This is a genomic window from Micromonospora mirobrigensis (genome assembly GCF_900091555.1).
Taxonomy (GTDB): domain Bacteria; phylum Actinomycetota; class Actinomycetes; order Mycobacteriales; family Micromonosporaceae; genus Micromonospora; species Micromonospora mirobrigensis.
The window spans coordinates 1,193,504-1,220,187 of sequence record NZ_FMCX01000001.1; the positions used below are offsets into that span (position 1 = coordinate 1,193,504).

Genomic DNA, 26,684 nt, shown 5'->3' on the forward strand with positions numbered 1-26,684 from the left:
TCTCCTCCCGCGAAAAGGCCATCGGCATCGCGTACAACCTACAAGGTAGTAACAAGATCACAATGGCTGGCCGGCGGCGGTGCGCCGGGTCACGGCGGAAGCTATAACATCCGGTTTCGGAGCCGACACGATACGGAGGCGGTCGATGCCCCGGCCCAGTGCACGCCCCGCTCTCACCGCCGTCCTGGCGGCGCTCCTGGCCACCCCGCCGGTCGTCGCCGGCACCGGCGCACCGGCCGCCGCGGCCGCCCCCGCGCCGCCCTGTGCCAGCCCGCCCGCCCCGGCCCGCACGGTCGCCGAGCGGCCGTGGCCGCAGCAGCGGTACGCCCCGGAGCGCCTCGCACCCCTCGCCACCGGCGCGGGGATCACCGTCGCCGTCATCGACTCCGGCGTGGACCGGCGGCATCCGCAACTCGCCGGTCGGGTGCTGCCCGGCACCGACCTGCTCGATCCGGGCGGCGACGGTGGGCGGGACTGCCCCGGGCACGGCACCGGTGTGGCGAGCATCATCGCCGCCGGGCCGGCCCGCGGGGTGGCCTTCCGGGGGCTGGCGCCGGACGCCAGGATCCTGCCGGTCCGGGTCAGCGAGCAGCAGGTCGTCGACGGCCGGGAGTCGGGACGTACGGTCAGCGCCGCCGGGTTCGCCCGGGCGATCCGCTGGGCGGTGGACCACGGCGCCGACGTGCTCAACCTCTCCGTCGTGGTCTACGCCGACTCCCCGGCCGTACGGGCCGCCGTCGGGTACGCCGAGGAGCGGGACGTGGTGGTGGTGGCCGCCGCCGGCAACCTGCACGACAGCGGTGACCCGCGCCCCTATCCGGCGGCGTACGAGGGGGTGCTCGGGGTGGGCGCGATCGGGCCCGACGGTGGGCGGTCGACGTTCTCGCAGACCGGCCCGTACGTCGACCTGGTGGCGCCGGGTGGCGAGGTGCTGATGGCCGCCCCCGGGCGGGGGCACCTGGTGGCGGACGGGACCAGCTACGCCACGCCCTTCGTCGCCGCGACCGCGGCGTTGGTGCGCCAGTACCACCCGGACTGGACCGCGGCCCAGGTGAGCCGGCGGATCCTGGCCAGCGCCGACCCCGCGCCGGGGACCGGGCGGCGCGGTGACTACGGCGCTGGGGTGCTGAACCCGTACCGGGCGGTCACCGAGACCGGCGGGGGTGCCGGCGCGCCGCCGGTGGCCGCGGCGCTGCCCCGGGAGCGGCCGGACCCGGCCCTGGCGGCGCAGCGGGGACGTCGGGCGGCGGCCCGGGAGCGGGCGGTGCTGCTGGCCGCCGCGGGCGGTGCGGTCTCGGTGGCCGTGGTGCTGCTGGCCGTGGTGCTGCCCCGCGGCGCCCGCCGCCGCTGGCGACCCGCCTGAGCCAGGCGCACGGGCACCCGGAGGGCGGGCCGGATGCGCGGACGGCGGCGTCGGGCGGGAGGGCCCGACGCCGCCGCGCGGCGTTCACTGGAAGAGGCCGGCGTTCCGCTTCTCCGTGTCGAGGTAGTCGTTCGCGGAGTCGTCCACCGCGAGCTTGATGTCCCGCAGCATGGACTGAAGGTCCTGCGAGGCGGAGCGCCAGCGGGTCTGCCGCTGCTCGTACGCCTGGCGCGCCTCGCCGGCCCAGCTCGCCACCAGCGGCGCGGCGTCCCGTTCCAACTGCCCGAGCTGGCTGTCGAGCGTGTTCAGCGCCTTCTGGATGTCCGCGCTGGCCTGCTGGAGCGCGGCGAAGTTGACGACCAGCACACCGTCGTTCATCGGATCTTCCTCCCCCGGTGGGTCACAGCGGCAACTGGATGCCGCGGTTGGTGCCGGCGACCCGGCTGGCCGCCTCGGTGTCCGAGACGTCGTACTGCCGACCCGCGGTGCGGATCGCGCCCGCGGTCTCGCGCAGGGCCCGCGCGAGGGCGGCCTGGTCCTGCGACCACTGCTGCTTGACCTGCTCGAAGGAACGTCCACCGGCCCCCCGCCAGGCCTGCTGCAACACCTCCAGCTCGGCCATCAGGCTGCTCAACATGCTCTGCAGTGACTGGTCGACCTGCTCGAACTTCGCGGCGGTCTGCTGCATCACCACGGCTTCCGCCTGGGTCTCGGCCACCCGCACGCACCTCGCTTCCCGTTGTCGTCGTCGACTGCCGGCGACTGTCCCTGATGGAGCCCGACCCGTCGCGGATGTCGACCAGGAGGGGACGGGAGGTCGACCGGCAGAACTCGTCGCTGACGGTAGCGGCCTGGTCGCGGTTCTGCTACCCCTGTGGCCTCTTCTGTGGACAATGCGTGCCCCCTCCGTCACGCTCACCCGCCTAGGATGAGCCGGCGACCGGGTGACGAGCGGAGGAGACGCGGTGACGGCGACCACGACGGGCGACCCGGCACGAACGCCCACCCGGCAGTCCCTGCCGCCACGGTGGATGCCCACTGTCACCGACCGCCGGGCGCCGGGCCGCACCGGCCGGGTGGTCGCCGCCCAGGTGGCCCTCGCCCTGCCGCTGGCCGCGCTCGGCCGGGGCGCGGGGGTGGTGGCCCTGGCCTGCGTGGCCGCCCTCCTCCTGCTCTGCGCCTGGTGGGTACGCCTGCGCGGCCGACCGCTGGCCGGGTGGCTCGGGGTGGCCGTGGCCCGGCTCGCCCGGCGCCGGGCCCTGCCGTCGGCCGGGGCGGCGGAGCTGGTGGACCTGGTGGCGCCGGGCGCCGTCGTGCGAGCGGTGGAGCTGGCCGGCGGTCCGGCGGCCGTGCTGGACGACCCGACCGGGCTGACCGCGCTGCTGGAGGTGGGCGACCCGGGTGACCTGCTGGGCGGTGGCGGTCGGGTGCTGCCCGGGCCGGCGTCGCTGCTGCCGCCGGTGTCGGCGGAGAGCCCACCGGTCTGCGTCCAGCTCCTGCTCGGCGCGGCGCCCGCACCCGCTCCCTCGGCGGCCGAGGGCACCGCGGGCACCTCCTACCGGCAGCTCACCGACGGCCGATTGCCGGGCCACAGCCGGGCGCTGCTCGCCGTCCGGGTGCTGCGGGTGGACGGCTGGTCGGACGAGGACCTGCGCCGGGCGCTCTCCGGCACCGTCCGGCGGATCGTCCGGCGGCTGGGGCCGTCCGCCGCCCGGCCGCTGGGCGCGCCCGCCGCGCTGCGGGCGGTCGCGGACCTCGCCCACCACGACGACGGGACACCGGTACGCGAGTCCTGGCAGGCGGTCCGCACCGGCGAGCTGCTCCAGAGCTGCTTCCGGGTGCGGCTGCCGGCCGAGGGGGAACCGGCCGGGGCGCACCTGGTGAGCCGGGTGCTGGTGACGCCGGCCACCGCCACCACCGTGTCGCTCTGCGCCGGCCCGCGTACCGGGACGGGCGCGGGGCGGACCGGGCTGACCGTGCGGCTCGCCGCGCGTACCCCGGGGGAGCTGGCCGCCGCCGCGCAGGTCCTGCGCCGCTCGGCCGCCGAGCTGGGCGCGGAGGTGCGCCGGCTGGACGGCGAGCAACTGGCCGGGTTGGCAGCCACCCTGCCGCTGGCCGCCGCTCCCGGGGCGGGCCACGACGGCGACGGGCCGGCGGAGCTGACCCTCGGCGACGCCGGGCTGATGGTGGGCGCCAACCGGCACGGTGGCGCGGTCACGGTACGGCTGTTCCGGCCCGAGGGCACCCGGGTGCTGCTGGTCGGTGGCCTGCGCGCCGCGCAGCTGATCACCGTCCGGGCGATGGCGCTGGGCGCGGCCGTGGTGGTGCAGACCGGGCGGCCCCGGTTCTGGGAGCCGTTCGTCCGCGGGGTGGCCGCCACCTCCGGCACCATCCCGGTGCTGCCACCGGGGCGGCCGGTGGGTGACGCCGCCGGCACGTCGCTGCGACCGCTGCTGCTGGTGCTGGACGTCGGGCCGGTGCCGGCCGACCCGGCGCCCGGGCCGGCCTGGCGGTCCACCCTGGTCGTCCGGGACGAGCTGACTGCGGCGGACGTGGACGCGCTGGCCCGGGCCGACCTGGCGGTGCTGCAACCGCTGGACCGGGCCGAGGCGGCGCTGGCCGGCACGGCGCTCGGCCTGGGCGGGACGGCCGACTGGCTGACCCGGATCCGGGAGGACATGGTGGCGGTGGTGAACCGGCGGGCGCTGCGCTGGGCGCTGCTCTCCCCGACCCCGATCGAGTCGCAGGTGATCGGCCGGCCGGCCCGGCGCTGAAATCGGTGATCTTCTGAGGTTCCCGCCGGTTGCCGGTCCGTGGCACGATCCCCGCCATGGGTTTTCTGAAGGGTCTTCTGATCCGGTTGGCGGCCACCGCGTTCGCCTTCTGGCTCGCCACGTTGCTCATCCCCGGCATCTCACTGGACTCCACCTCGGCCACCGAGACGGTCACCACGCTGGTGCTCGTCGCGGTGATCTTCGGTGTGGTCAACGCGGTGCTCCAGCCGATCATCAAGACGGTCGGCTGCGGCTTCTACCTGCTGACCCTCGGCCTGATCGCGCTGGTGGTCAACGGCCTGCTCTTCCTGCTCACCAGCTTCATCGCCGACGAGGCCGGGCTGCCGTTCCACGTGGACGGCTTCTGGCCGGCCGCGGTCCTCGGCGCGCTCTTCGTCAGCGTGGTCACCTGGATCCTCGGAGCGGTCCTCGACCGGGACTGACGGCCCGTCGGGGCGGGGCTAGCGTGGAGCGCGTGTACTCCCTGACCCGCCCCGACGGCTATCAGCTCAGCACCGACCCGGACCGGCTCGACCTGGCCCGGGTGCACCACTGGCTCTGCACCGACGCGTACTGGGCGTTGGGGCGGGACCGGGCCACCGTCGAGCGGGCCTTCGCCGGCTCGATCGGGTACGGCGTCTACCGGCCCCGTGACGGGGTCCAGGTGGCGGTGGCCCGGGTGGTCACCGACGAGGCCACCTTCGCCTGGCTCGCCGACGTCTACGTGGACCGGGAGCAGCGGGGTCGGGGGCTGGGCTCCTGGCTGGCCGGCGCGGTCCGCGACCACCTGACCGAGCTGGGCGTACGCCGGATCCTGCTGTCCACCGCCGACGCGCACGACGTCTACCGGAGGATCGGTTTCACCCCGGTCGCCCCGGACCGGTTCATGCAGCTCGACCGGCGGGAGCCGGCATCGGTGAGCCCGCTCACCGGCAAGGAGCGCGACCCCGCCTCGCCACTTACGGTGGAGGAGTGAACCAGCTCCGTCTCGGCTACCTGTACGGCTTCGGCGCGTACCTGCTCTGGGGTTTCTTCCCGCTCTACTTCAAGCGGCTGCGCCCGACCGGACCGGTGGAGATCCTCGCCCACCGGGTGGTCTGGTCGCTGCTCTTCGTGGCGCTGCTGCTCGCCGCCGCCCGCAACGTCGGCTTCCTGCGCGCGCTGGCCCGCCGCCCCCGGGCGCTGGCCGGGATCGTCGCGGCGGCGCTGCTGATCGCGGTCAACTGGGGCACCTACATCTACGGCGTGAACTCCGACCGGGTGGTGGAGACCGCGCTCGGCTACTTCATCAACCCGCTGGTCGTGGTGCTGCTCGGCGTGTTCGTGCTGCGCGAGCGGCTGCGCCCGGCGCAGTGGGCGGCGCTCGGGGTGGGCACGGTCGCGGTGGTGGTGCTGACCGTCGACTACGGCCGGCTGCCGTACCTCGCGCTCACCCTGGCCTTCAGCTTCGGCGGGTACGGGCTGGTCAAGAAGCGGCTCGGGCTGCCCGCCGCCGAGGGACTCTTCGTCGAGTCGGCGGTGCTGGCGCTGCCCGCGCTGGCGTACCTGGGCTGGCTGGGGTGGCGGGGCGACGCCACCTTCGGGCACCTCTCGGCGGGCCACACCGCGCTGCTGGTGGGGGCCGGTGCGGCCACCGCGATCCCGCTGCTGCTCTTCGCGGGCGCGGCGAACCGGCTGCCGCTGACCAACCTCGGCATGTTGCAGTACCTGGCGCCGATCCTCCAGCTCGGCTGCGGGGTGCTGATCTTCCACGAGCCGATGCCGCCGGCCCGGCTGGCCGGCTTCGCGCTGGTCTGGCTGGCCCTGGTGGTCTTCACCGTGGACGCCCTGCGCCAGGGCCGGCGCACCCGGGCCGCCGCCCGCGCCACCCCCGAACCGGTCCCCGCCGCCCGCTGACCGACGTGGCCCGGGGCGGGTCAGCCGACGTCGTAGCCGAGGACGGGGGTGCCGTCGGCGCGGGTCAGCTCCAGCCGGACCAGCTCCGCGTCGGTGAACCGGGTCGCGCCGGTGAGGCGTACGTCGTCGCCGGGGGCCGCCAGCCAGGAGCCGATCTGCTCGGTCGCGCCGTCCGGGCCGTGCGCCACCAGCCGGAACGTGTACGCCTTGTGATAGCCGGACGTGGCGTCGTACCCGCAGTGCATGGTGACCTCGGTGCCCCAGTCGGTGCCGGTGAGGCCGATCTCGGCGTGCACCGGCGCGCCCGTCGACACCGGCACCATGGACACCATCCGGACGGCCCGGACGGTCGGCGCCGGGGCCGGCGCGGGTCGCAGCACGGCGCTGACGCCCAGCCCGGCCAGGAGCGCCAGGGCGGCGGCGACCAGCGCGGTCGAGGCGTACCGTCGGCGGGTGCGGGACCGCTCGCGGCGCCGACGTTCGGTCGCGGCGGCGAGCAGCGCGGGCACCCGGGTGTCCTCCTCGGGCGGCGGCAGGAACTCCGCCAGCGCGGTCGGGTCGAGGCGGCCCAGCAGCCCGGGCAGCACGGCGATCTCGGCGACCGCCTCCCGGCAGGACGCGCAGCCGGCCAGGTGCCGTTCGTAGGCGGCCCGCTCGGCGGGGGCCAGGGCGCCCAGCACGTACGCGCCGTCGTCGTGGGCGAACTCGCAGCGGGTCATCCGGTCACCCCCATCTCCGCCAGGACCAGCCGCAGCGCCCGCAGGGCGTAGTGCGTACGGGACTTCACCGTGCCCGGCGGCACGCCCAGCCGCGCGGCGGCCTCGGCCACCGACCGTCCCTGGTAGAAGCATTCCACCAGCACGTCCCGGTGGGTGGGGCTGAGCCGGCTCAGCGCCTCGGCCACCGTCCACGCCTCCACCGCGCGTTCCGCCTCGTCCACCGTCCCCGCCCGCTCGGGCAGCTGGTCGGTGAAGACCTCACCGACCCGGTTGGACCGGCGCCGCCAGGCGTCGATGGCGAGGTTGCGGGCGGTGGTGAACAGCCAGGCGCGGACCGAGCCGCGGCGCGGGTCGAGCGACTCGGGGTGGCGCCAGGCCCGCAGCAGCGTCTCCTGCACCAGGTCCTCGGCCCGGGTCCGGTCCCCGTTGACCAGCCGCAGGGCGTGCGCCAGGAGCGCCTCCGCGTGCTCGTCGTGCAGCGCGCGCAGCAGCTGGGCGTCGTGGTCGCTGATGGCGGTCTCCTCGCTTCCGGCGGCGAGTCCGGCGATGAATCCACCCCTGCATACGTACGCCGACGCCGCGCGGTTCAGCCGCGAGCCCGGATCGTCCCGGGTCAGGTGTCGGCGGCGACCGCGTCGGCGACCGACCGGGCGACCGTGAGCAGCTTGGCCCGGACCACCCGGGCGGAGGTCATCATCTCGCTGGCCGGCAGGGCGCAGGCGAGCACCAGCCGGCGTTCCATGTCCTTGTCCGGGGCGACCAGCACCGCCGCGCAGGCCACGCCCTGCCGGAACTGCCCCAGCTCCAGCTGCATGCCCCGCCGGTCACCGGCGGCCAGGTCCGCCTCGAACGCATCCCCGCTGGTCAGGGTGGCGGTGGTGAACGGCCGCATGCCGTACTCGCGCAGGTAGCGCAGCCGCTGGTCGGGGGTGAGGGTGGCCAGCAGGGCCTTGCCGAGCGCGGTGGCGTGCGCGCCCTCGTCGAAGCCGGGGACCAGGTCCTCCAGGTGGGGTGAGCGGTGCCCCTCGGCGGTCGCGGTGATCGCCACCTGGCCGCCCACGAAACGGCCGAGGAAGTGGCTGTAGCCGGTCTCCCCGGCGGCCCGGCGCAGGCAGTCGCCGACCGGGGGCGGCCCCCGGAACGCCGTCACCAGCTCCCGGTACCGGTCGGCGATCTCCAGCCCGACGATGTACGTCCCGTCCTCCCGGCGGATCACGTAGCCCTCGTAGGCCAGGGTGCGGACGAGGTGGTACGTGGTGGCCACGGTCAGCTCGCAGCGGCGCGCGATCTGCTTGACGGTCAGCCCCTTCGGGGCGCGGCCGACCGACTCGAGCACACGAAGCGCGCGGGACACACTTCGGATGAGATCCGAAGGTTCCGCCAAGGGGTCGCGCACAACCACCTCCGCCGGCCAGGGACTTACACCATATGAAAAAGGGGCCGAGTGCGAAATGCCTGTTCGGGTCGAGGATGCCAGACCGCCGCCCACCATGCGTACTCCGGCGGACACGATGCGTGCGGCAACCGGGCGTCGCGTAGGTTGGCGGGACCATGACCGACACCGCCCTCGCCACCCCCGCAGGGTCCGCGCCGCCCCGCCCGGTACGGGCCAGCGCGGGCGCCATCGCCGTCACCATCGCCTGCGTCGTCCCAATCTTCCTGGTCGGTGGCCTCGCCGTGCAGATGGGCCACGACCTGCGCTTCAGCCCGGCGGGCCTCGGGCTCGCCGTCTCCGTCTACTTCGGCGTCAGCGCGCTGGCCTCGGTGCCCTCCGGGGCGCTGGTCGAGCGGTACGGCCCGGCCGTGGTGGCCCGCGCCGGCATCCTGCTCTCCGCCGGTTCGCTGCTGGCGGTGGCGGGACTGGCCCGGTCGTACCCGGTGCTCGTGGTCCTGCTCGGGTTGAGCGCCGGAGCGAACGCGCTCGGCCAGCTGGCCAGCAACGCGGCGCTGGCCGCGCACGTGCCGGCCCGCCGGCAGGGGCTGTCGTTCGGGGTGAAGCAGGCCGCGATCCCGGTCTCCACCCTGCTGGCCGGGGCGGCCGTACCGACCGTGGCGCTGACCGTCGGCTGGCGGTGGGCCTTCGTGGCGGCGGCCGTCGGGGCGCTGGCCGCCCTGGCGGTCGTACCCGGGCGGGAGCCGGCGGCGACGCGGCGGCGCAGCGGCGGGCGGGGCGGGCGCGCGACGGTGGCGCTGGTGGTCGTCGGGGTGGCCGCCACCCTGGCCGCGGCCGCCGCCAACGCGCTGGGCACCTTCGTGGTGGATTCCTCGGCCACCCGTGGTCTCTCCCCGGCCCTGGCCGGTCTCACCCTCACCCTGGGCAGCGCGGTCTGCGTGGCGGCCCGGGTGGGCGCCGGCTGGCTGGCCGACCGGCGGGAGAGCGGCCACGTGGCGCTGATCGCCGGCATGCTCGTGGTCGGCGCGGGCGGGCTGGCCCTGCTCGCGATGGCCGGCCCGGTGCCGCTGGTCGCCGGCGTGGTGCTCGGCTTCGGCCTGGGCTGGGCCTGGCCGGGGCTGATGAACTTCGCCGTGGTCCGGCTCCACCCGCAGGCCCCGGCCGCCGCCACCTCGATCACCCAGACCGGCGTGTACGCGGGCGGCTGCCTCGGTCCGCTCGGCCTCGGCGCCCTCGCCGACACCTTCGGCTACCCGGTGATGTGGGCGGCTGCCGCCGCCGCGATGCTCCTCGCCGCCCTGTTCATGCTCACCGGCAGCCGCCTCCTGGCCCGCCCCTGACCGGCGCGCAGGGCGCGCGGTGGGTCAGCTGGTGCGGTCGGCGATGTAGTCGCAGAGGGACTCGAGGGCGCGGCGGGGCGGGGTGTCCGGCAGCGGGGCCAGCTGCGCCCTGGCGTCCTCGGCGTAGCTGCGGACGGTCTCCCGGGCCCGCTTCAGGGCCGGGCTCTCCCGGAGCAGGCCCAGCGCCTCGGCGTGCAGGGCGTCGTCCACCAGCGGACCGGTCGCCAGGATCTCCCGCAGCCGTACGCTGGCCGCGTCCGAGTCGTCCGAGGCGAGCGCGTAGAGCACCGGCAGGGTCGGCACGCCCTCGCGCAGGTCGGTGCCGGGCGTCTTGCCGGACTGCGTCGACTCGCTGGCGATGTCCAGCAGGTCGTCGGAGAGCTGGAAGGCCACCCCGATCGTCTCGCCGTAACCGGCGAGCGCCTCGACGTGCTCCGGCGCCGCCCCACCGAACATGCCGCCGAAGCGGGCGGAGGTGGCGATCAGCGAACCGGTCTTCTCGGCGATCACGTGCAGGTAGTGGGCGACCGGGTCCTCGCCGTCGCGCGGGCCGACGGTCTCGGCGATCTGCCCGTGCACCAGCCGGGCGAAGGTGCGCGCCTGGAGGCGTACCGCCTCGGGGCCCAGGTCGGCGGCGATGTCGGCGGCCCGGGCGAAGAGGTAGTCGCCGACCAGGATGGCCACCGAGTTGGTCCAGCGGGAGTTGGCGCTCGGGGCGCCCCGCCGCACCGCGGCCTCGTCCATCACGTCGTCGTGGTAGAGCGTCGCCAGGTGGGTGAGCTCCATCACCACTGCGGCGGGCACCACCTGCGGACCGGTCGGGTCGCCGAACTGGGCGCCAAGCGCCACCAGCAGCGGCCGGAACCGCTTGCCGCCCGCCTCCACCAGGTGCCGGGCGGCCTCGGTCACCAGCGGGTCGGCGCTGGCCACGCCGGCCCGCAGCGCACCCTCGACGTCGTCCAGCAGACCGAGCACCGAGCGTTCGACGCCCGGATCGGCCAGGTGCAGGCCGAGCGCGCCGAACTGACCCCTGCCCGACCGGCCCCGACGGTCGTCGGAACCGGTGGCATCTGAACGCTCGCCAGCCGGATTCACCACGCCTTCAACCATGCCACACCCGTTCGAGTCGACCCCGGACGGGGCGGACGGGCCGGGGGCCGGCACGCCCACGGCGTGCCGGCCCCCGGCCTGGTCGATCCCTGTCATCGGACGAATTCGGCGGCACCGGACGCCAGGTCCAGCAGCGGCGCCGGAGCGACACCCAGGATCAGCGTGGCGGCCACGCCGATCATGAGCGCGGCGGCGGTCAGCCCGCCCGGCACGGCCACCGTGGGGGTGGACTCGCCCGGCTCGGACAGCCACATCATCACCACGACCCGCAGGTACGGGAAGGCCAGCACCATGCTGGTCAGCACACCGGCGATCACCAGCCACGCCTGACCGGCGTCCAGCGCCGGGGCGAACACCGCGAACTTGCTGGTGAAGCCGCTGGTCAGCGGGATACCGGCGAAGGCCAGCAGGATGAAGGTGAAGACCGCCGCGAAGAACGGCGACCGCCGGCCCAGCCCGGCCCAGCGGGACAGGTGGGTGGCCTCGCCGTCGGCGTCCCGGACCAGGGTCACCACGGCAAACGCGGCGAGCACCGAGAAGCCGTACGCGGCCAGGTAGAACATCGTGCCGGAGAGGCCGTCCTTCGACGGGGCCAGCACGCCCACCAGCAGGTAGCCGGCGTTCGCGATCGACGAGTAGGCCAGCAGCCGCTTGATGTCCGTCTGGGTCACCGCGAGCACCGCGCCGACCAGCATGGTCAGCACCGCCACCGCGCCGAGCACCGGGGTGAAGTCCCACGCGGCGCCCGCGAATGCCACGTGGAAGACCCGCAGCAGGGCGCCGAACGCGGCGACCTTGGTGCAGGCGGCCATGAAGCCGGTCACCGGGGTCGGCGCGCCCTGGTAGACGTCCGGCGTCCAGACGTGGAACGGCGCCGCCGCGGCCTTGAAGAGCAGGCCGATGGAGAGCAGCGCGATGCCGGCGAAGAGCAGCACCGAGCTGGCCGGCGAGGTGCCGACCGCCGCGTGGATGGTGGCGAAGTCGACCCCGGCCGACCGGCCCGGGACGCCGGCGGTGAAGCCGTAGACCAGGGCCACCCCGAACAGGAAGAACGCCGAGGAGTACGCGCCCAGCAGGAAGTACTTCATCGCCGCCTCCTGGCTCAGCAGCCGCCGGCGACGGGCCAGCGCGCAGAGCAGGTAGAGCGGCAGGGAGAAGACCTCCAGGGCGATGAACATGGTCAGCAGGTCGTTCGCCGCCACGAAGATCAGCATGCCGCCGATGGCGAAGGTGGTCAGCGGGTACACCTCGGTGGCCCCGTTGGCGCCCTCGGCCTGCCGCCGGTCGTCCACCGACTCGGCGGTCACCGCGGCCTGGGCCACGAAGTACCCACCCCGCTCCACCGACCGCTCACCGATCAGCAGCAGCGCCATCGCGGCCAGGATCAGGATCGCGCCCTGGAGGAACAGGGTCGGCCCGTCGATCGCGATCGCCCCGGCGGCGGTGAGCAGCCGGTCGTCGGAGTTGAGCACCACCATGGTCAGCGCGCCCAGCACCGCCGCCAGCGCGAAGAGCAGCTGGACGAGGTGCCGGTGCCGGCGCGGCACGAACGCCTCGATCAGCACGCCGACCAGCGCCGCGCCCAGCATGATCAGAATGGGCGAGAGTGCCGCGTAGTCGATCGACGGCAACTTCAGCTCGGTCATCGGTTGGCCTCCTGGACGGTGCCGACCTCGGGGGCGGGATCGGTCTTGCCGACGTCCTGCATCGTGGCCTGGACGGCGGGGTTGATCACGTCGGTGACCGGCTTCGGGTAGAAGCCCAGCAGCACGATCAGCGCGATCAGCGGCGCCACCACCGCCTTCTCGCGCAGGTTGAGGTCACGCCGCATGCCGTCGACCTCGGTCAGCGCCGGGTTGAGCGTGCCCTGGGTGGTGCGCTGCACCATCCACAGCACGTACGCCGCGGCCAGCACGATGCCCAGCGTGGCGATCACCGCGACCGGCTTGTTCACCGTGAACGTGCCGAGCAGCACCAGGAACTCGGAGATGAACGGCGCGGTGCCGGGCAGCGCCAGCGACGCCAGACCGGCGAAGAAGAGCACGCCGGCCAGGAGCGGCACCAGCTTGCCGGCGCCGCCGAAGTCGCTGATCATCGCCGAGCCGCGGCGGGCGATGAGCATGCCCACCACCAGGAAGAGCAGGCCGGTGGCCAGCCCGTGGTTGAGCATGTAGAGCACCGCGCCGGTGCCGGCCTGGGTGGTGAAGGCGAAGATGCCGACCCCGATGAAGCCGAAGTGGGCGATCGAGGTGTACGACACCAGTCGCTTCAGGTCGTTCTGGCCGACCGCCAGCAGCGCCGCGTAGATGATGCCGATCAGGCCCAGCGCCAGCGCGTACGGGGCGAACCACCTGGCCGCCTCCGGGAACAGCGGCAGGCAGTAGCGCAGGATGCCGAACGTGCCCACCTTGTCCAGCACGCCGACCAACAGCGCCGCCGCGCCGGCCGGAGCCGCGCGACCGGCGTCCGGCAGCCAGGTGTGGAACGGGAAGAACGGCGCCTTGATGGCGAAGGCCAGGAAGAAGCCGAGGAAGAGCCAGCGGGCGGTGCCGGTGGCGATGTCGGCGTTGACCAGCTGGTTCCAGTCGAAGGTCCGTCCGCCGACCACCCAGAGGCCGATCACCGCGGCGAGCATGAACAGGCCGCCGACCAGGGAGTAGAGGAAGAACTTCACCGCCGCGTACTGCCGCTGGTGGCCGCCGTAGCTGCCGATGAGGAAGTACATCGGCACCAGCATGACCTCGAAGAACACGTAGAACAGGAAGACGTCGGCGGCGGCGAAGACGCCGATCATCGTGGACTCGAGGATGAGCAGCAGCGCGAAGTAGACCGGCACCGACCGCTTGGAGTGCTCGGCGTCGTGCCAGGACGCCAGGATCACCAGCGGCACCAGGATCGCGATCAGCATCAGCATGACCAGCGCGATGCCGTCCGCCGCGAAGGTGAAGCGGACCCCCCAGGTGGGGATCCACGGGTACGACTCGCGGAACTGGAACCGGTCACCGCCGGCCTGGAAGGTGATCCACATGATCACCGAGAGGACCAGCACCAGCAGCGACCAGCCGAAGGCCACCTGCTTGGCCAGCTCCGGGTTGCGGCGCGGCAGCAGCGCCACCACCAGGGCGCCGACCAGCGGTGCCACGGTCAGCACCGAGAGGAACGGGAAGTTGGACATTATGCGGCCTTACCTCCGTCGTCACTGCATGGTCCGCCGGCGGTGGCGGGCGCGTTGAGGTCGATCACGCCAGCCACCCCGCCTGCACGGCCAGGAACGCCGCCACCACCAGCAGCGCGCCGGTCAGGATCGAGGTCGCGTACGACCTCACGAAGCCGGTCTGGAGCCGCCGGAGCCGGCCGGAGCCCCCGCCCACCGCGGCGGCCAGGCCGTTGACCAGCCCGTCCACCCCCCGGTTGTCGAGGAAGACCAGCGCCCGGGTGAGGAAGATGCCCGGCTTCTCGAAGACCGCCTCGTTGAAGGCGTCGACGTAGAGGTTGCGCCGGGCGGCGGTGACCAGCACGCCGGCCTGCTGCGGCGCGGTGGCCGTGCCGTTGCGGAACAGCGCCCAGGCCAGCCCGGCGCCGAGCACGGTGACCAGCAGCGAGAGCGTGGTGATCAGCCAGTGGGCGAGGACCGCCTCGTGCCCCTTCTCCTGGACCCCGAGCCCGGCGGTGGCCTCCAGCCAGTCCGGAACCGAGGTGGAGAGCAGGAAACCGGCGGCGACCGAGCCGATCGCCAGCAGGATCAGCGGGATGGTCATCAGCTTCGGCGACTCGTGCGGGTGCTCGATGTCCTCGGTCCAGCGGGCCGGGCCGTGGAAGGTGAGCACGAAGAGCCGGGTCATGTAGAAGGCGGTGAGCCCGGCGCCGAGCAGCGCCGCCCCGCCGAACAGCCAGGCCGTCCAGCCCTCCCGCTCGAAGGCGGCCACGATGATCGGCTCCTTGGAGAAGAAGCCCGAGAAGGGGAACATGCCGATGATCGCCAGCCAGCCCATCATGAAGGTCAACCAGGTGACCTTCATGTACTTGGAGAGGTTGCCGAACCGGCGGATGTCCACCTGGTCGTGCATGCCGTGCATGACCGAGCCGGCGCCGAGGAACATGTTGGCCTTGAAGAAGCCGTGCGCCAGCAGGTGCACGATGGCCAGCGCGTACGCCGCGCCGCCCAGGCCGACACCGAGGAACATGTAGCCGATCTGGCTCACCGTCGACCAGGCCAGCACCCGCTTGATGTCGTCCTTGGCGGCGCCGATGACACAGCCGATCAGCAGGGTCAGCGCGCCGACGCTCACCACCACCAGCTGGAGGGTGGAGTTGGCCGAGAAGATCGGGTTGGAGCGGGCGATCAGGTAGACGCCCGCGGTGACCATGGTGGCCGCGTGGATCAGCGCCGACACCGGGGTCGGGCCCTCCATCGCGTCCGGCAGCCACGCCTGGAGCGGGAACTGGCCGGACTTGCCGGTGGCGCCGAGCAGCAGGAGCAGCCCGAGGGCCAGCACCGTGCCGCCGGCCAGCGCGCCCACCCCGTTGAACACCTCGTCGTACTGCGTGGTGCCCAGGGTGGCGAACATGATGAAGATGCCGATGGCCAGGCCGGCGTCGCCGACCCGGTTCATCAGGAACGCCTTCTTGCCGGCCGTGGCGGCGCTCGGCCGCTCGTACCAGAAGGAGATCAGCAGGTACGACGCCAGACCGACGCCCTCCCAGCCGAAGTAGAGCATCACGTAGTTGTTGCCGAGCACCAGCAGCAGCATCGCCGCGACGAAGAGGTTGAAGTACGCGAAGAACCGTCGCCGGCCCTCGTCGTGCGCCATGTACTCCACCGCGTACAGGTGGATCAGGAAGCCCACCCCGGTGATCAGCAGTACGAAGACCGCCGCCAGCGGGTCGAAGAGCATCCCGAAGTCGACCTTGAAGTCGCCGACCGCGATGAACTGCCAGAGGCTCCGCTCGACGGACTTGTTCTCCAGGCCGCGCAGCTGGAAGAAGTAGGTCAGGCCCAGCACGAAGGCGGCGCCGACGGCGGCCACCCCCAGCCAGTGCCCCCACCGGTCGGCGCGCCGGCCGAGCAGCAGCAGGATCGCCGCGCTGACCAGCGGGATCGCCACCAGCAGCCAGACGCTGCCCAGCAGCCCACCCGCCGGAGCGTAGGCGACGGTTCCTGCGGGCTCGGCCTGCGCATACGTCAGAATCTCTTCCACCGGTTGCCCCTCAGTACTTCAGCAGGTTGGCGTCGTCGACGCTCGCCGAGCGTCGAGTCCGGAAGATCGACATGATGATCGCCAGGCCGACCACGACCTCGGCGGCCGCCACCACCATCACGAAGAACGACATGATCTGGCCGTTCAGGTCACCGTTGATCCGGCTGAAGGTGACCAGCGTCAGGTTCGCGGCGTTGAGCATCAGCTCGACGCACATGAACAGCACGATGGCGTTGCGCCGGACCAGCACGCCGACGGCGCCGATGGTGAAGAGCACCGCGGCCAGCACCAGGTAGTAGTCGGGGGTCATCGGTCCGTCCCCTTCAGGGTCGTCTCTTCGGCGGTCAGCTCGCGCACCGGCAGGATCTCCGGGGTGCTCCGCTCGCTCTGCCGGCCGTCGGGCAGCAGGGCCGGGGTGGCCACCGAGGAGGAGGTGGCGAAGACGCCCGGGCCGGGCTTCGGGCCGGGGTAGTTGCCGGGGCGGAACCGGGCCTTCATCGTGGCGATCTGGTCCATCCGGTCCTCCTTGCGCCGCTCGACGTGCGCCAGCACCATCGCGCCGACCGCCGCCGTGATCAGCAGGGCGGAGGTGAGCTCGAAGGCGAAGACGTACTTGGTGAAGAGCAGCCGGGCGATGCCCTGCACGTTGCCCTCGGCGTTGGCCTGCTCCAGGCCGGCCGCCCGGACGCCGTCCAGCGCCCGGTAGAGGCCGCTGCCCACCAGGCCGGCGAAGCCGAGGCCGAGCACCACCGCGGCGACCCGCTGGCCGCGCAGGGTCTCGATCAGCGAGTCGGACGAGTCCCGGCCGACCAGCATCAGCACGAACAGGAAGAGCATCATGATCGCGCCGGTGTAGACGATGATCTGCACCATGCCGATGAACGGCCCGGCCTGGAGGACGTAGAAGACGCCCAGGCAGAGCATGGTCAGCACCAGGAAGAGCGCCGAGTGCACGGCGTTGCGGGCCCAGACCATCCCGATCGCGCCGAGCAGCGCGAGCGGGGCGAGGATCCAGAAGGTCACCGCCTCGCCGGTGGGCACCTGGTTCGCCGCGGCGAGCACCGTTGACGTGGTCATGCGTTCTCTCCCTTGGCCGCCGCCGCCCGCTGGGCGTGCTGCTCGGCACCGGGGAAGGTCACGCCGGGGTGCTCCTCCACCTGGTACCGGCCCGGGTTGTTGGCCGCGTGCTCGGCACCGGCCGACGTGCCCGGGTTGGTCAGCGCCCCGATGTAGTAGTCCTTCTCGCTCTCACCCAGGCGCATCGGGTGCGGCGGCTGCTCCATCCCGGGCAGCAGCGGCGCCAGTAGCTGCTCCTTGGTGAAGATCAGGTCCTGCCGGTTGTCCCGGGCCAGCTCGTACTCGTTGCTCATGGTGAGCGACCGGGTCGGGCAGGCCTCGATGCAGAGCCCGCAGAAGATGCACCGGGCGTAGTTGATCTGGTAGACGCTGGCGTACCGCTCGCCCGGCGAGAAGCGCTGCTCCTCGCTGTTGTCGCCACCCTCGACGTAGATCGCGTCGGCCGGGCAGGCCCAGGCGCACAGCTCGCAGCCGATGCACTTCTCCAGCCCGTCCGGGTGCCGGTTCAGGATGTGCCGCCCGTGGTAGCGCGGCGCCGGGGTCGGCGGCTTGAACGGGTAGTCGGTGGTGACGACCTTCTTGAACATGTGCGAGAAGGTGACCCCGAAGCCCTTGAACGTTCCGGTGATCGCGCCCACGTCACACCTCCCTGGAGTCCGAGCCGGCGGCGACGTTGGCCGGCTCCCGCTCGGCGACCACGCGCTTGGTGCGCGGGCTCGGTGGTACCTGCAGGTCCATCGGTGGCAGCGGGAAGCTGCCGTGCGGACGGCTGTTGACCTGCTCCTGGACCGTCGGCTTCGGCTCCCGGCGGCGGCTCGGCCACAGCAGGGTGGCCAGCAGCAGCACACCGGCGCCGATCGCGGTGGCGAGCAGCCGGTCCCGGGACTGCCAGTCCTCGATCGAGCGCAGCCCGGCCAGGACCAGGATCCAGACCAGGTTGATCGGGAGCAGGACCTTCCAGCCGAAGCGCATGAACTGGTCGTAGCGGAGCCGGGGCAGCGTGCCGCGGAGCCAGACGAAGACGAAGACCAGGGCCAGCACCTTGCCGAAGAACCAGAGCATCGGCCACCAACCCGAGTTGGCGCCCGACCACAGGGTGATCGGCCAGGGGGCCCGCCAGCCGCCCAGGAAGAGCGTCGTGGTGACCGCGGACATGGTCACCATGGCGACGTACTCGGAGAGCATGAAGAGCGCGAACTTCAGCGAGCTGTACTCCGTCATGAAGCCGGCGACCAGCTCCGACTCCGCCTCGGGCAGGTCGAACGGCGCCCGGTTCGTCTCACCGACGATGGCGATGAAGAAGATGATGAAGCTGGGCAGCAGCAGGATCGCGTACCAGCCGGGGGCCGGGATGTCGAACCCGCCGACGCTGAGCTGGGTGGCGTCCCCCTGGGCGGCGACGATGCCGCTGGTGGACATCGTGCCGGCGGTCATGAAGACCGCCACGATGCTCAGCCCCATCGCGACCTCGTACGAGATCATCTGGGCGCTGGAGCGCAGGCCGCCGAGGAGCGGGTAGGTGGAGCCGGAGGCCCAGCCGCCCAGCACGACGCCGTAGACGGCCAGCGAGGAGCAGGCCAGCAGCACCAGCACCGCCACCGGGACGTCGGTGACCTGCAGCGGCGTCCGGTGGCCGAAGATGCTGACCATCGGGCCGAACGGGATCACCGACAGGGCGGTGACCGCGCAGACCACCGAGATGACCGGCGCGAAGAAGTAGACGACCTTGTCCGCGCTGCGCGGGAGGATGTCCTCCTTGAACGCCATCTTCAGGCCGTCGGCGAGGGTCTGGAGCAGGCCGAACGGGCCGACCTGGTTGGGGCCGGGCCGCACCGCCATGAAGCCGACCACCCGGCGCTCGAACCAGACGCCGAGCAGGGTGGCCAGCAGGCCGAAGACGAAGGCAAAGACGATCTTGATCAGGACCAGCCACCACGGGTCCCTGCCGAAGTCGGCAAGGGTCGGGTCCTGCGCCAGGTAGAGCGCGTTCACTGGGCCCACCTTTCGTTCGCGACTGCGGGGCTCACTGGGCCACACCCCCGGTGTTGAGGAGCGGACCCGGGCGACCGGTCTCGTCCGCCGCGACACGTCCGGCCGGAACGGCCGGCCCGCCGGTAGCGCCGGCGGAGACCTTCACCAGCGCGCCGGACGCGGCCCCGAGGCTGCGCCGCACGGTCGAACCGGGCGAGTTCGTGGGCAGCCAGACCACCCCGTCCGGCATCTCGGTGATCGCCGCCGGCAGGGTCAGCGCCCCCCGGTCGGTGCCCACCGTGACCGGGTCGCCGTCGGCGACGCCGAGCGCCTCCGCGGTGCCCTTGCCGAGCCGGGCCACCGCCGGGCGGGCGGTGCCGCCGAGGTGCTCGTCGCCGTCGGTGAGGCTGCCCAGGTCGATCAGCTGGTGCCAGGTGGCCAGGACGGCCTCGCCGGCCCCGGCGTGCGGCACGGCGGTCGGCTCGACCGACGGCGCGGCCGGTCGGTGCTGGCGGGTCGGCGGCAGGGCGCCCAGCTCGCGGCGGACGCTCAGCACGTCACCGGTGCCGAGCCGGACGTCCAGCAGCGCGGCGACGGCGTCCAGCACCCGCCCGTCGGTCATCGCGGCCGTCTCCAGCACCGCGTCGAACGGGCGCAGCCGGCCCTCCCAGTCCAGGAAGCTGCCGGCCTTCTCCACCACCGGCGCCACCGGGAGGACGACGTCCGCCCGGCGGGCCACCGCGGTCATCCGCAGCTCCAGGCTGACCAGGAACGGCACCGCGTCCAAGGCCGTCTCGGCCAGCCGCGGGTCGGCCAGGTCGGCCGGGTCGACACCGGCCACCACCAGCGCGCCGAGCTGGCCGTTGGCGGCGGCGGTGAGGATGCCCTCGGTGTCCCGACCGGCCTGGCTCGGGATCACCCCGGCCGGGATGTCCCACGCCTCGCCCAGCTCGGCCCGCGCGGCCGGCTCGGTGACCAGCCGGCCACCGGGGAGCAGGTTCGGCAGGCAGCCCGCGTCGACGGCGCCGCGGTCACCCGCGCGCCGCGGCACCCAGGCCAGCTTCGCCCCGGTACGCCGGGCGATGCCCGCCGCGGCGGAGAGCCCACCGGGGACGGTGGCCAGCCGCTCGCCGACGAAGAGGATGGCGCCCTCGGCGCTCAGCGCCTCGGTCACCGTCTCGTGCTCGGCCAGGACCTGCGCCTCCTCGCCGGGGATGACCCGGGCGAGCTTCGCGCCGAGCTTCTCCAGCCCGCGGCTGGCGAACGGCGCGATCGCGTACACCTTCAGCTTCTTCTTCTGGTACGCCTTGCGCAGTCGCAGGAAGAGGATCGGGCACTCCTCCTCCGGCTCCAGGCCGACCAGCACCACGGCCGAGGCGTTCTCCACGTCGGCGTAGGTGACGTCGGTGATCCCGGCGACGTTGCTGGCCAGGAAGTCGGCCTCCTCGCGGGAGACCGGTCGGGCCCGGAAGTCGACGTCGTTGGTGTGCAGCGCGACCCGGGCGAACTTCGCGTACGCGTAGGCGTCCTCGACGGTCAGCCGGCCGCCGGTGAGCACCGCCGTGCCGTGGCCGGAGTCGCGGGCGTCGCGCAGCCCGTCCGCGGCCCGGGTCAGCGCCTCGCTCCAGGAGGCCTCGCGCAGCTCACCGGTGCTCTCGTCGCGGACCATCGGGGTGGTGATCCGGTCGAAGGCGCGGGTGTACTGGAAGCCCCACCGGCCCTTGTCGCAGTTCCACTCCTCGTTGACCTGCGGGTCGTCGCCGGCCAGCCGGCGCAGCACCTTGCCACGCCGCCAGTCGGTGCGCTGGGCGCAGCCGGCCGAGCAGTGCTCGCAGACGCTGGGGCTGGAGACCAGGTCGAACGGGCGGGCCCGGAACCGGTACTGCGAGCCGGTCAGCGCGCCCACCGGGCAGATCTGCACGGTGTTGCCGGAGAAGTACGAGTTGAACGGGACATCCCCGGAGTCGCCCTCCTCGCCGTACGCGTCGTCCCGGTAGATGTTGATCTCCTCGGCGGACGACCGGCCCATCAGGTCGATGAACTTGTCGCCGGCGATCTCCTCGGAGAACCGGGTGCAGCGCTGGCAGAGCACGCAGCGCTCGCGGTCGAGCAGCACCTGGGTGCTGATCGGCAGCGGCTTCGGGTACTCCCGCTTGTGCTCGTGGAAGCGCGAGTCGGTGCGGCCGGTGGACATCGCCTGGTTCTGCAGCGGGCACTCGCCGCCCTTGTCACACATCGGGCAGTCGAGCGGGTGGTTCATCAGCAGCAGCTCCATCACCCCCTCCTGCGCCTTCTTGGCGACCGGGGAGGAGAGCTGGGTGCGGACCACCATGCCGTCGGCGACGGTCTGGGTGCAGGAGGCGACCGGCTTGCGCTGGCCCTCCACCTCCACCAGACACTGCCGGCAGGCGCCGGCCGGGGCCAGCAGCGGGTGGTCGCAGAAGCGCGGGATCTCGGTGCCCATCCGCTCGGCGACCCGGATCAGCAGGGCGCCCTTCTCGGCGGTGACCTCGACGCCGTCGATGGTGAGGGTGACGGTCTCGGTCTGCTTGGCTACGTCGGTCATTAGTGGGCTCCCACCAGAGACTTGTCCGACAGCTTCGGCGCGGTACGTCCCTCGATGTAGTCGAGGTAGTCCTGCTTGAAGTACTTCAGCGACGAGGTCACCGAGCTGGTCGCACCGTCACCCAGACCGCAGAACGAGCGGCCGAGGATGTTGTCGCAGGTGTCGAGCAGGGTGTCCAGGTCCTCGTGGGTGCCCTGGCCGGCGAGGATCCGCCGGTAGACCCGGACCATCCAGTAGTTGCCCTCGCGGCACGGGGTGCACTTGCCGCACGACTCGTGGTGGTAGAACTCCAGCCACCGGTAGGTCGCGTACACCGGGCAGTCCTGGTCGGAGAAGATCTGGGTGGCCGTGGTGCCCAGGATCGAGCCGGCCGCCGCCACTCCCTCGAAGTCCAGCGGCACGTCCAGGTGCTCGGCGGTCAGCAGCGGCGTCGACGACCCACCCGGGGTCCAGAACCGCAGCTGGTGACCGGGCTGCATCCCGCCGGCCAGCTCGATCAGCTCGCGCAGCGTGACGCCCATCGAGCACTCGAACTGGCCGGGGTTGGCGATCCGGCCGGAGAGCGAGTAGATCATCGGACCGGAGGACTTCTCGGTCCCCATGGTCTTCCACCAGTCGGCGCCGCCCAGCACGATCGGCGGCACGCTGGCGATGGTGCCGACGTTGTTCACCACCGTGGGGCTGGCGTACAGGCCGTGGGTCGCCGGGAACGGCGGGCGCAGCCGGGGCTGGCCGCGGAAGCCCTCCAGCGAGTCCAGCAGCGCGGTCTCCTCGCCGCAGATGTACGCCCCGGCGCCGGAGTGCACCACCAGCTCCAGGTCGAAGCCGCTGCCGAGGATGTTGCGCCCGAGGTAGCCCTTGGCCTGCGCCTCACGCACCGCGTTGCGCAGCCGGCGCGCGGCGTGCACCGCCTCGCCACGGATGTAGATGTACGCCCGGCTGGCCCGGATCGCGTACGACGCGATGATCACGCCCTCGACCAGCGCGTGCGGGTCGTGCGTCATCAGCGGCAGGTCCTTGCAGGTGCCCGGCTCGCCCTCGTCGGCGTTCACCACCAGGTAGTGCGGCTTGCCGTCGCCCTGCGGGATGAACCCCCACTTGAGACCGGTGGGGAAGCCCGCGCCGCCCCGGCCGCGCAGCCCGGAGTCCTTGATCAGCTGGATCAGGTCGTCCGGGTGGGCCTTGAGGGCCTTGCGCAGCGCGGCGTAGCCGTCCAGCTTCTCGTAGGTGCCGAGCTGCCAGGCGTCCGGCGACAGCCAGCGCTTGGTGAGCACCGGCGTCAGCCTGGCCAGGGTCTCCGGCCGAGGAGTGGTCACTTCTGGACCCCCGTTTCGCTCGCGACCGCCGGGTCGGCGCCGTTGGCACCCGTCCCGGACTCCGCTTCCTTGAGGTTGCGCTCCTGCGCCCCGGCCTCGTCGCCGGCGGGCTTGCCGTCACCGGCCGGGGCGTTCGCCGCCGCGCCCGCGGCCTCGGCCGCCTGGGCGTCGCGTGGGGCGGGGGCGGTGGTGTCCACCGGAACCTTGGTGCCCGGGGCGTCCGCCACGGCGGTGTTCGCGTCCGGCTGCCGGGTCTCGGCGGTACGCACCTGCGGCGACTTGTCGTCCGGCGCCTTGACGTCCGGGGCGGTGCTGCTGCCGCCGATCTGCTCCGGCTTCGCCGGCTCGGCGGCTCCGGAGGTGGCCGGGGCGGACCCGGGAACCGTCGGGGCGGAGGCGCCGTCGCCCGTCTTCTCCGCCGGCTGGGAGGTGCCGGCGTCGTGCACCGGGGTGGCCGCGCCGTCGCCGCCCTTGGCCGGGGCGGCGGCCGGGGCCGGCTTCGCGGCCTCCGCCTTCGCCTTGGCCTCGGCGGCGGCCTTGTCGGCCTCGGCCTTGCTGCGGATCGGGGTGTTCGGGTCGTACCCGGGCACCGAGATGCCGTGCTGCTGCGCCAGGCGCAGGCCGCGCAGCGTGGGCTCGCCCGGTCCGCCGTCGGCGACCGCGCCGTCCCGCTCGTCGGCGAAGCCGGCCAGCTGGACCGCCATCTCCTTCAGCGTGCAGAGCCGGGCGCCGCGGGTCGGCATCGGCCGGCCGCCGGCCCGCAGCTCCTCGACCACGCCGAGCGCGCCCTGCGGGTCCACGTTGTCGAAGAAGTCGTAGTTGACGGTCATCACCGGGCCGTAGTCACACGCCGCCAGGCACTCGGCGTGCTCCAGGGTGATCTGGCCGTCGTCGGTGGTCTCGTCGTGCCCGACGCCCAGGTGCTCGGCGAGGGTGTCGTAGACCTCCTGGCCGCCCAGCACGTTGCACATCGTGTTGGTGCAGACGCTGACCAGGTAGTCACCGGTCGGCTTGCGCTTGTACATGGTGTAGAAGGTCGCCACCGCGCCGACCTGCGCCTTGTTCAGGCCGAGCACCTCGGCGCAGAACTGCACGCCGGCCGGGGAGACGTACCCCTCCTCGGCCTGGACCAGGTGCAGCAGCGGCAGCAGCGCCGAGCGGGACCGGTCGGCCGGGTACCGGGCGATGATCTCCCGCGCCCGCTCCCGCGTCGTCTCAGAAAAACTCATCGGTCACAACCACCCATCACGGGGTCCAGCGAGGCGCCGCCGGCGATCACGTCGGCGATCAGGCCGCCCTCGGCCATCGCCGGGAGGGCCTGGAGGTTGACGAAGCTCGGCTCCCGGTAGTGCACCCGGTACGGTCGGGTGCCGCCGTCGGAGACCGCGTGCACGCCCAGCTCGCCGCGGGGCGACTCGACGGCCACGTAGACCTGGCCCGGCGGGACCCGGAAGCCCTCGGTGACGAGCTTGAAGTGGTGGATCAGCGACTCCATCGACTGACCCATGATCTTGGCGACGTGCTCCAGCGAGTTGCCCATGCCGTCGACGCCGATGGCCAGCTGCGCCGGCCAGGCGATCTTCTTGTCGGCCACCATCACCGGGCCGGGCTTCAACCGGTCCAGCGCCTGCTCGACCAGCTTCAGCGACTCCCGGATCTCGGCGAGCCGGACCAGGTAGCGGCCCCACACGTCGCCGTCGGTGTGCGTCGGCACGTCGAACTCGTAGCTCTCGTAGCCGCAGTACGGCATGGTCTTGCGCAGGTCCCAGGCCAGCCCGGCCGAGCGCAGCACCGGGCCGGTCACACCCAGGGCCAGGCAGCCGGTCACGTCCAGCACCGCCACGTGCTGCGTACGCTCCAGCCAGATCGGCTGGCCGGAGAGGAGGTTCTCGTACTCCTTGAGCTTCTTCGGCATCAGGTCGAGGAACTTGCGGATCTTGACGATCGCGTCGTCCGGCACGTCCTGCGCCACCCCGCCCGGGCGGACGTACGCGTGGTTCATCCGCAGGCCGGTGATGATCTCGAAGATCTCGAGGATGTACTCCCGCTCGCGGAAGCCGTACAGCATCATGTTGATCGCACCGAGCTCCATGCCGGTGGTGGCCAGCCAGACCAGGTGCGAGGAGATCCGGTTCAGCTCCATCATGAGCACCCGGATGGTGTTGGCCCGCTCGGTGATGTCGTCGGTGATGCCGAGCAGCTTCTCCACCGCGAGCGCGTACGCCGTCTCGTTGAAGATCGGGGAGAGGTAGTCCATCCGGGTCACGAACGTCGAGCCTTGGACCCAGTTGCGGTATTCCAGGTTCTTCTCGATGCCGGTGTGCAGGTAGCCGACGACCGAGCGGGCCTCCCGGACCGTCTCGCCCTCCAGCTCCAGGATCAGCCGCAGCACGCCGTGCGTGGACGGGTGCTGCGGACCCATGTTGACCACGATCCGCTCGTCGCTGATCGGGTCGGTGCCGGAGACGACCTGGTCCCAGTCCCCACCGGTGACGGTGAAGACCTTGCCCTCGGTGGTCTCGCGCTCGGTGGCGTAGTTCGACGTCGTCACTGGTACGACCTCCTCCGGTCCGGCGGCGGGATCTCGGCGCCCTTGTACTCCACCGGGACACCACCCAGCGGGTAGTCCTTGCGCTGCGGGTGGCCCTCCCAGTCGTCCGGCATGAGGATCCGGGTCAGGTTGGGGTGGCCGTCGAAGACGACGCCGAACATGTCGTACGCCTCCCGCTCCTGCCAGTCGGCGGTCGGGTAGACGGCGGTGACGCTCGGCAGGTGCGGCGCTTCGGGGGAGACGGCGGCCTCCAGCCGGATCCGCCGCCGGTAGGTCATCGAGGTGAGCTGGTAGACCACGTGCAGCCGCCGCTCGTCGGCGCCCAGGTAGTCCACGCCGGACACCGAGGAGCAGAGCTCGAAGCGGAGCGCCATGTCGTCCCGCAGCACCTGGCAGACCTCGGCGATCCGCTCCGGACGGACGTGCAGGGTCAGCTCGCCCCGGTCGACGACGACCTTCTCGATCGCCTCGCCGAACTGCGGGTACGCCTCCTCCAGCGCGTCCCGGACCTCGTCGAAGTAGCCGCCGTACGGCCGGGGGCTCCCCTCGACGGGCTTGCGCTGGCGGACCAGGCCACCGAAGCCGGAGACGTCGCCGCTGCCCTGGGTGCCGAACATGCCGCGCCCGGCCGGGCTGGCCGGCGGGTACTCGGCGGGGGCGGTGCTGCTCGCGCCGGCCGGGGTGACCGGTACCGGCACCCCCGCGTTGTCGTTCCTGTCGTTCGGTGCGGTCACTTGATACCCCCGGACGGGTGGAGGTGGTTCTGCGCCTTCATCCAGTTCTCGATCCGGAGCTGCTCCTCGCGCCCCTCGCGGACCGCCTTGGTCCACTCGGCACGCCGGGCCTTGTCGTTGCGGTACGACGACGGCATCGAGCCGTACGGGACCACGGGGACGTCACCGCGCGCCTTGCGGGCCTCGAGCATCTTGCGGCCGTTCGCGCCCAGCGGCTCGTACATGATCTTCTCGCGGAGCTTGAGCACCGCGTCGATGAGCATCTCCGGCCGGGGCGGGCAGCCCGGGAGGTACATGTCGACCGGGACGACGTGGTCCACGCCCTGCACGATGGCGTAGTTGTTGAACATGCCGCCGCTGCTGGCGCAGACGCCCATCGAGATGACCCAGCGGGGCTCGGCCATCTGGTCGTAGATCTGGCGCAGCACCGGCGCCATCTTCTGGCTCACCCGGCCGGCCACGATCATCAGGTCCGCCTGCCGCGGCGAGGCCCGGAAGACCTCCATGCCCCAGCGGCCCATGTCGTAGTGCGGACCACCGGCGGCCATCATCTCGATGGCGCAGCAGGCCAGGCCGAAGGTGGCGCCCCAGACGGACGACTTCCGCGACCAGTTGACCAGCTTCTCCACGGAGGTGAGCAGGACGCCGGCGGGGAGCTTCTCCTCGATGCCCATCT

Annotated in this window: 24 protein-coding genes and 1 pseudogene; 6 read left to right on the forward strand and 19 right to left on the reverse strand. The window is 72.7% G+C overall.

Going from position 1 to position 26,684, the window contains the following annotated elements:
• The first annotated feature begins 145 nt into the window (after window positions 1–145).
• Window positions 146–1,363, forward strand: a complete 1,218-nt coding sequence (mycP, locus tag GA0070564_RS05600; RefSeq protein ID WP_091603393.1) for a type VII secretion-associated serine protease mycosin — start codon at window positions 146–148, stop codon at window positions 1,361–1,363.
• Between the two features lie 84 nt (window positions 1,364–1,447).
• Here the strand turns inward: mycP and GA0070564_RS05605 are convergent, their stop codons facing one another.
• On the reverse strand, window positions 1,448–1,741 hold the full coding sequence (locus tag GA0070564_RS05605; protein ID WP_091603396.1) for a WXG100 family type VII secretion target: 294 nt from the start codon (window positions 1,739–1,741) through the stop codon (window positions 1,448–1,450).
• A gap of 22 nt (window positions 1,742–1,763) precedes the next feature.
• A complete protein-coding gene (locus tag GA0070564_RS05610) occupies window positions 1,764–2,081 on the reverse strand; it encodes a WXG100 family type VII secretion target (RefSeq protein WP_091604617.1) in 318 nt (105 codons plus the stop codon).
• A 247-nt stretch (window positions 2,082–2,328) separates the two neighbouring features.
• Between GA0070564_RS05610 and eccE the strand changes: the two genes are divergently transcribed.
• The 4 genes from eccE to rarD are packed head-to-tail and all read left to right on the forward strand — an operon-like array spanning window position 2,329 to window position 6,033.
• Window positions 2,329–4,137: a type VII secretion protein EccE gene (gene eccE, locus GA0070564_RS05615; protein ID WP_245669813.1), complete on the forward strand. Its 1,809-nt coding sequence runs from the start codon at window positions 2,329–2,331 to the stop codon at window positions 4,135–4,137.
• A 56-nt stretch (window positions 4,138–4,193) separates the two neighbouring features.
• On the forward strand, window positions 4,194–4,580 hold the full coding sequence (locus GA0070564_RS05620) for a phage holin family protein (RefSeq protein WP_091603402.1): 387 nt from the start codon (window positions 4,194–4,196) through the stop codon (window positions 4,578–4,580).
• A gap of 32 nt (window positions 4,581–4,612) precedes the next feature.
• Window positions 4,613–5,113 (forward strand): GNAT family N-acetyltransferase, encoded by a 501-nt coding sequence (locus GA0070564_RS05625; protein WP_091603405.1) that lies wholly within the window; start codon window positions 4,613–4,615, stop codon window positions 5,111–5,113.
• Complete coding sequence (rarD, locus tag GA0070564_RS05630; protein WP_091603408.1) at window positions 5,110–6,033, forward strand: EamA family transporter RarD; 924 nt, start codon at window positions 5,110–5,112, stop codon at window positions 6,031–6,033. The genes GA0070564_RS05625 and rarD overlap by 4 nt, the downstream gene beginning before the upstream one ends.
• A 20-nt stretch (window positions 6,034–6,053) precedes the next feature.
• Here the strand turns inward: rarD and GA0070564_RS05635 are convergent, their stop codons facing one another.
• The 3 genes from GA0070564_RS05635 to GA0070564_RS05645 all read right to left on the reverse strand — a co-directional run bounded on the left by GA0070564_RS05635 (window position 6,054) and on the right by GA0070564_RS05645 (window position 8,148).
• Window positions 6,054–6,752 (reverse strand): anti-sigma factor family protein, encoded by a 699-nt coding sequence (locus GA0070564_RS05635; protein WP_091603411.1) that lies wholly within the window; start codon window positions 6,750–6,752, stop codon window positions 6,054–6,056.
• Window positions 6,749–7,243, reverse strand: a complete 495-nt coding sequence (locus GA0070564_RS05640) for a sigma-70 family RNA polymerase sigma factor (protein ID WP_231926875.1) — start codon at window positions 7,241–7,243, stop codon at window positions 6,749–6,751. The genes GA0070564_RS05635 and GA0070564_RS05640 overlap by 4 nt, the downstream gene beginning before the upstream one ends.
• 122 nt (window positions 7,244–7,365) lie before the next feature.
• Window positions 7,366–8,148, reverse strand: a complete 783-nt coding sequence (locus GA0070564_RS05645) for an IclR family transcriptional regulator (RefSeq protein WP_091603414.1) — start codon at window positions 8,146–8,148, stop codon at window positions 7,366–7,368.
• Window positions 8,149–8,303: 155 nt separating this feature from the next.
• On the opposite strand from GA0070564_RS05645, the gene GA0070564_RS05650 reads away from it, so the two are divergent.
• Window positions 8,304–9,485 carry an MFS transporter gene (locus GA0070564_RS05650; protein WP_091603416.1) on the forward strand — a complete coding sequence of 394 codons (1,182 nt, stop codon included), beginning with the start codon at window positions 8,304–8,306 and terminating at the stop codon, window positions 9,483–9,485.
• 24 nt (window positions 9,486–9,509) lie between these two features.
• Here the strand turns inward: GA0070564_RS05650 and GA0070564_RS05655 are convergent, their stop codons facing one another.
• The 14 genes and pseudogenes from GA0070564_RS05655 to GA0070564_RS05720 form a co-directional block, all read right to left on the reverse strand.
• A complete protein-coding gene (locus GA0070564_RS05655; protein ID WP_091604620.1) occupies window positions 9,510–10,595 on the reverse strand; it encodes a polyprenyl synthetase family protein in 1,086 nt (361 codons plus the stop codon).
• A 92-nt stretch (window positions 10,596–10,687) separates the two neighbouring features.
• Entirely contained in the window at window positions 10,688–12,241 is a 1,554-nt protein-coding gene (nuoN, locus tag GA0070564_RS05660; protein ID WP_091603419.1) for an NADH-quinone oxidoreductase subunit NuoN, read from the reverse strand.
• Entirely contained in the window at window positions 12,238–13,770 is a 1,533-nt protein-coding gene (locus GA0070564_RS05665; RefSeq protein ID WP_091603423.1) for an NADH-quinone oxidoreductase subunit M, read from the reverse strand. Before GA0070564_RS05665 ends, nuoN begins: the two co-directional genes overlap by 4 nt.
• A gap of 64 nt (window positions 13,771–13,834) precedes the next feature.
• Entirely contained in the window at window positions 13,835–15,793 is a 1,959-nt protein-coding gene (gene nuoL / locus GA0070564_RS05670; protein WP_091603426.1) for an NADH-quinone oxidoreductase subunit L, read from the reverse strand.
• 10 nt (window positions 15,794–15,803) lie between these two features.
• On the reverse strand, window positions 15,804–16,103 hold the full coding sequence (gene nuoK, locus GA0070564_RS05675; RefSeq protein ID WP_007074133.1) for an NADH-quinone oxidoreductase subunit NuoK: 300 nt from the start codon (window positions 16,101–16,103) through the stop codon (window positions 15,804–15,806).
• Window positions 16,100–16,870 carry an NADH-quinone oxidoreductase subunit J gene (locus tag GA0070564_RS05680; RefSeq protein WP_088969378.1) on the reverse strand — a complete coding sequence of 257 codons (771 nt, stop codon included), beginning with the start codon at window positions 16,868–16,870 and terminating at the stop codon, window positions 16,100–16,102. The genes nuoK and GA0070564_RS05680 overlap by 4 nt, the downstream gene beginning before the upstream one ends.
• The gene (nuoI, locus tag GA0070564_RS05685) at window positions 16,867–17,508 is read right to left on the reverse strand and encodes an NADH-quinone oxidoreductase subunit NuoI (protein ID WP_091603429.1); all 642 of its coding nucleotides are present in this window, start codon (window positions 17,506–17,508) and stop codon (window positions 16,867–16,869) included. The genes GA0070564_RS05680 and nuoI overlap by 4 nt, the downstream gene beginning before the upstream one ends.
• A gap of 1 nt (window position 17,509) precedes the next feature.
• Window positions 17,510–18,862: an NADH-quinone oxidoreductase subunit NuoH gene (nuoH, locus tag GA0070564_RS05690; protein WP_091603432.1), complete on the reverse strand. Its 1,353-nt coding sequence runs from the start codon at window positions 18,860–18,862 to the stop codon at window positions 17,510–17,512.
• Window positions 18,863–18,893: 31 nt separating this feature from the next.
• A complete protein-coding gene (locus GA0070564_RS05695; protein WP_091603436.1) occupies window positions 18,894–21,407 on the reverse strand; it encodes an NADH-quinone oxidoreductase subunit G in 2,514 nt (837 codons plus the stop codon).
• Entirely contained in the window at window positions 21,407–22,723 is a 1,317-nt protein-coding gene (nuoF, locus tag GA0070564_RS05700) for an NADH-quinone oxidoreductase subunit NuoF (RefSeq protein WP_091603439.1), read from the reverse strand. Before nuoF ends, GA0070564_RS05695 begins: the two co-directional genes overlap by 1 nt.
• A 416-nt stretch (window positions 22,724–23,139) precedes the next feature.
• Window positions 23,140–23,952, reverse strand: a pseudogene (nuoE, locus tag GA0070564_RS30310) (NADH-quinone oxidoreductase subunit NuoE); the annotation flags it as partial.
• Complete coding sequence (locus GA0070564_RS05710) at window positions 23,949–25,274, reverse strand: NADH-quinone oxidoreductase subunit D (RefSeq protein ID WP_091603445.1); 1,326 nt, start codon at window positions 25,272–25,274, stop codon at window positions 23,949–23,951. The pseudogene nuoE and the gene GA0070564_RS05710, both read right to left, overlap by 4 nt.
• Window positions 25,271–26,008 (reverse strand): NADH-quinone oxidoreductase subunit C, encoded by a 738-nt coding sequence (locus tag GA0070564_RS05715; protein ID WP_091603448.1) that lies wholly within the window; start codon window positions 26,006–26,008, stop codon window positions 25,271–25,273. The genes GA0070564_RS05710 and GA0070564_RS05715 overlap by 4 nt, the downstream gene beginning before the upstream one ends.
• Window positions 26,005–26,682 (reverse strand): NuoB/complex I 20 kDa subunit family protein, encoded by a 678-nt coding sequence (locus GA0070564_RS05720; protein ID WP_088969370.1) that lies wholly within the window; start codon window positions 26,680–26,682, stop codon window positions 26,005–26,007. The genes GA0070564_RS05715 and GA0070564_RS05720 overlap by 4 nt, the downstream gene beginning before the upstream one ends.
• Window positions 26,683–26,684 lie beyond the last annotated feature (2 nt).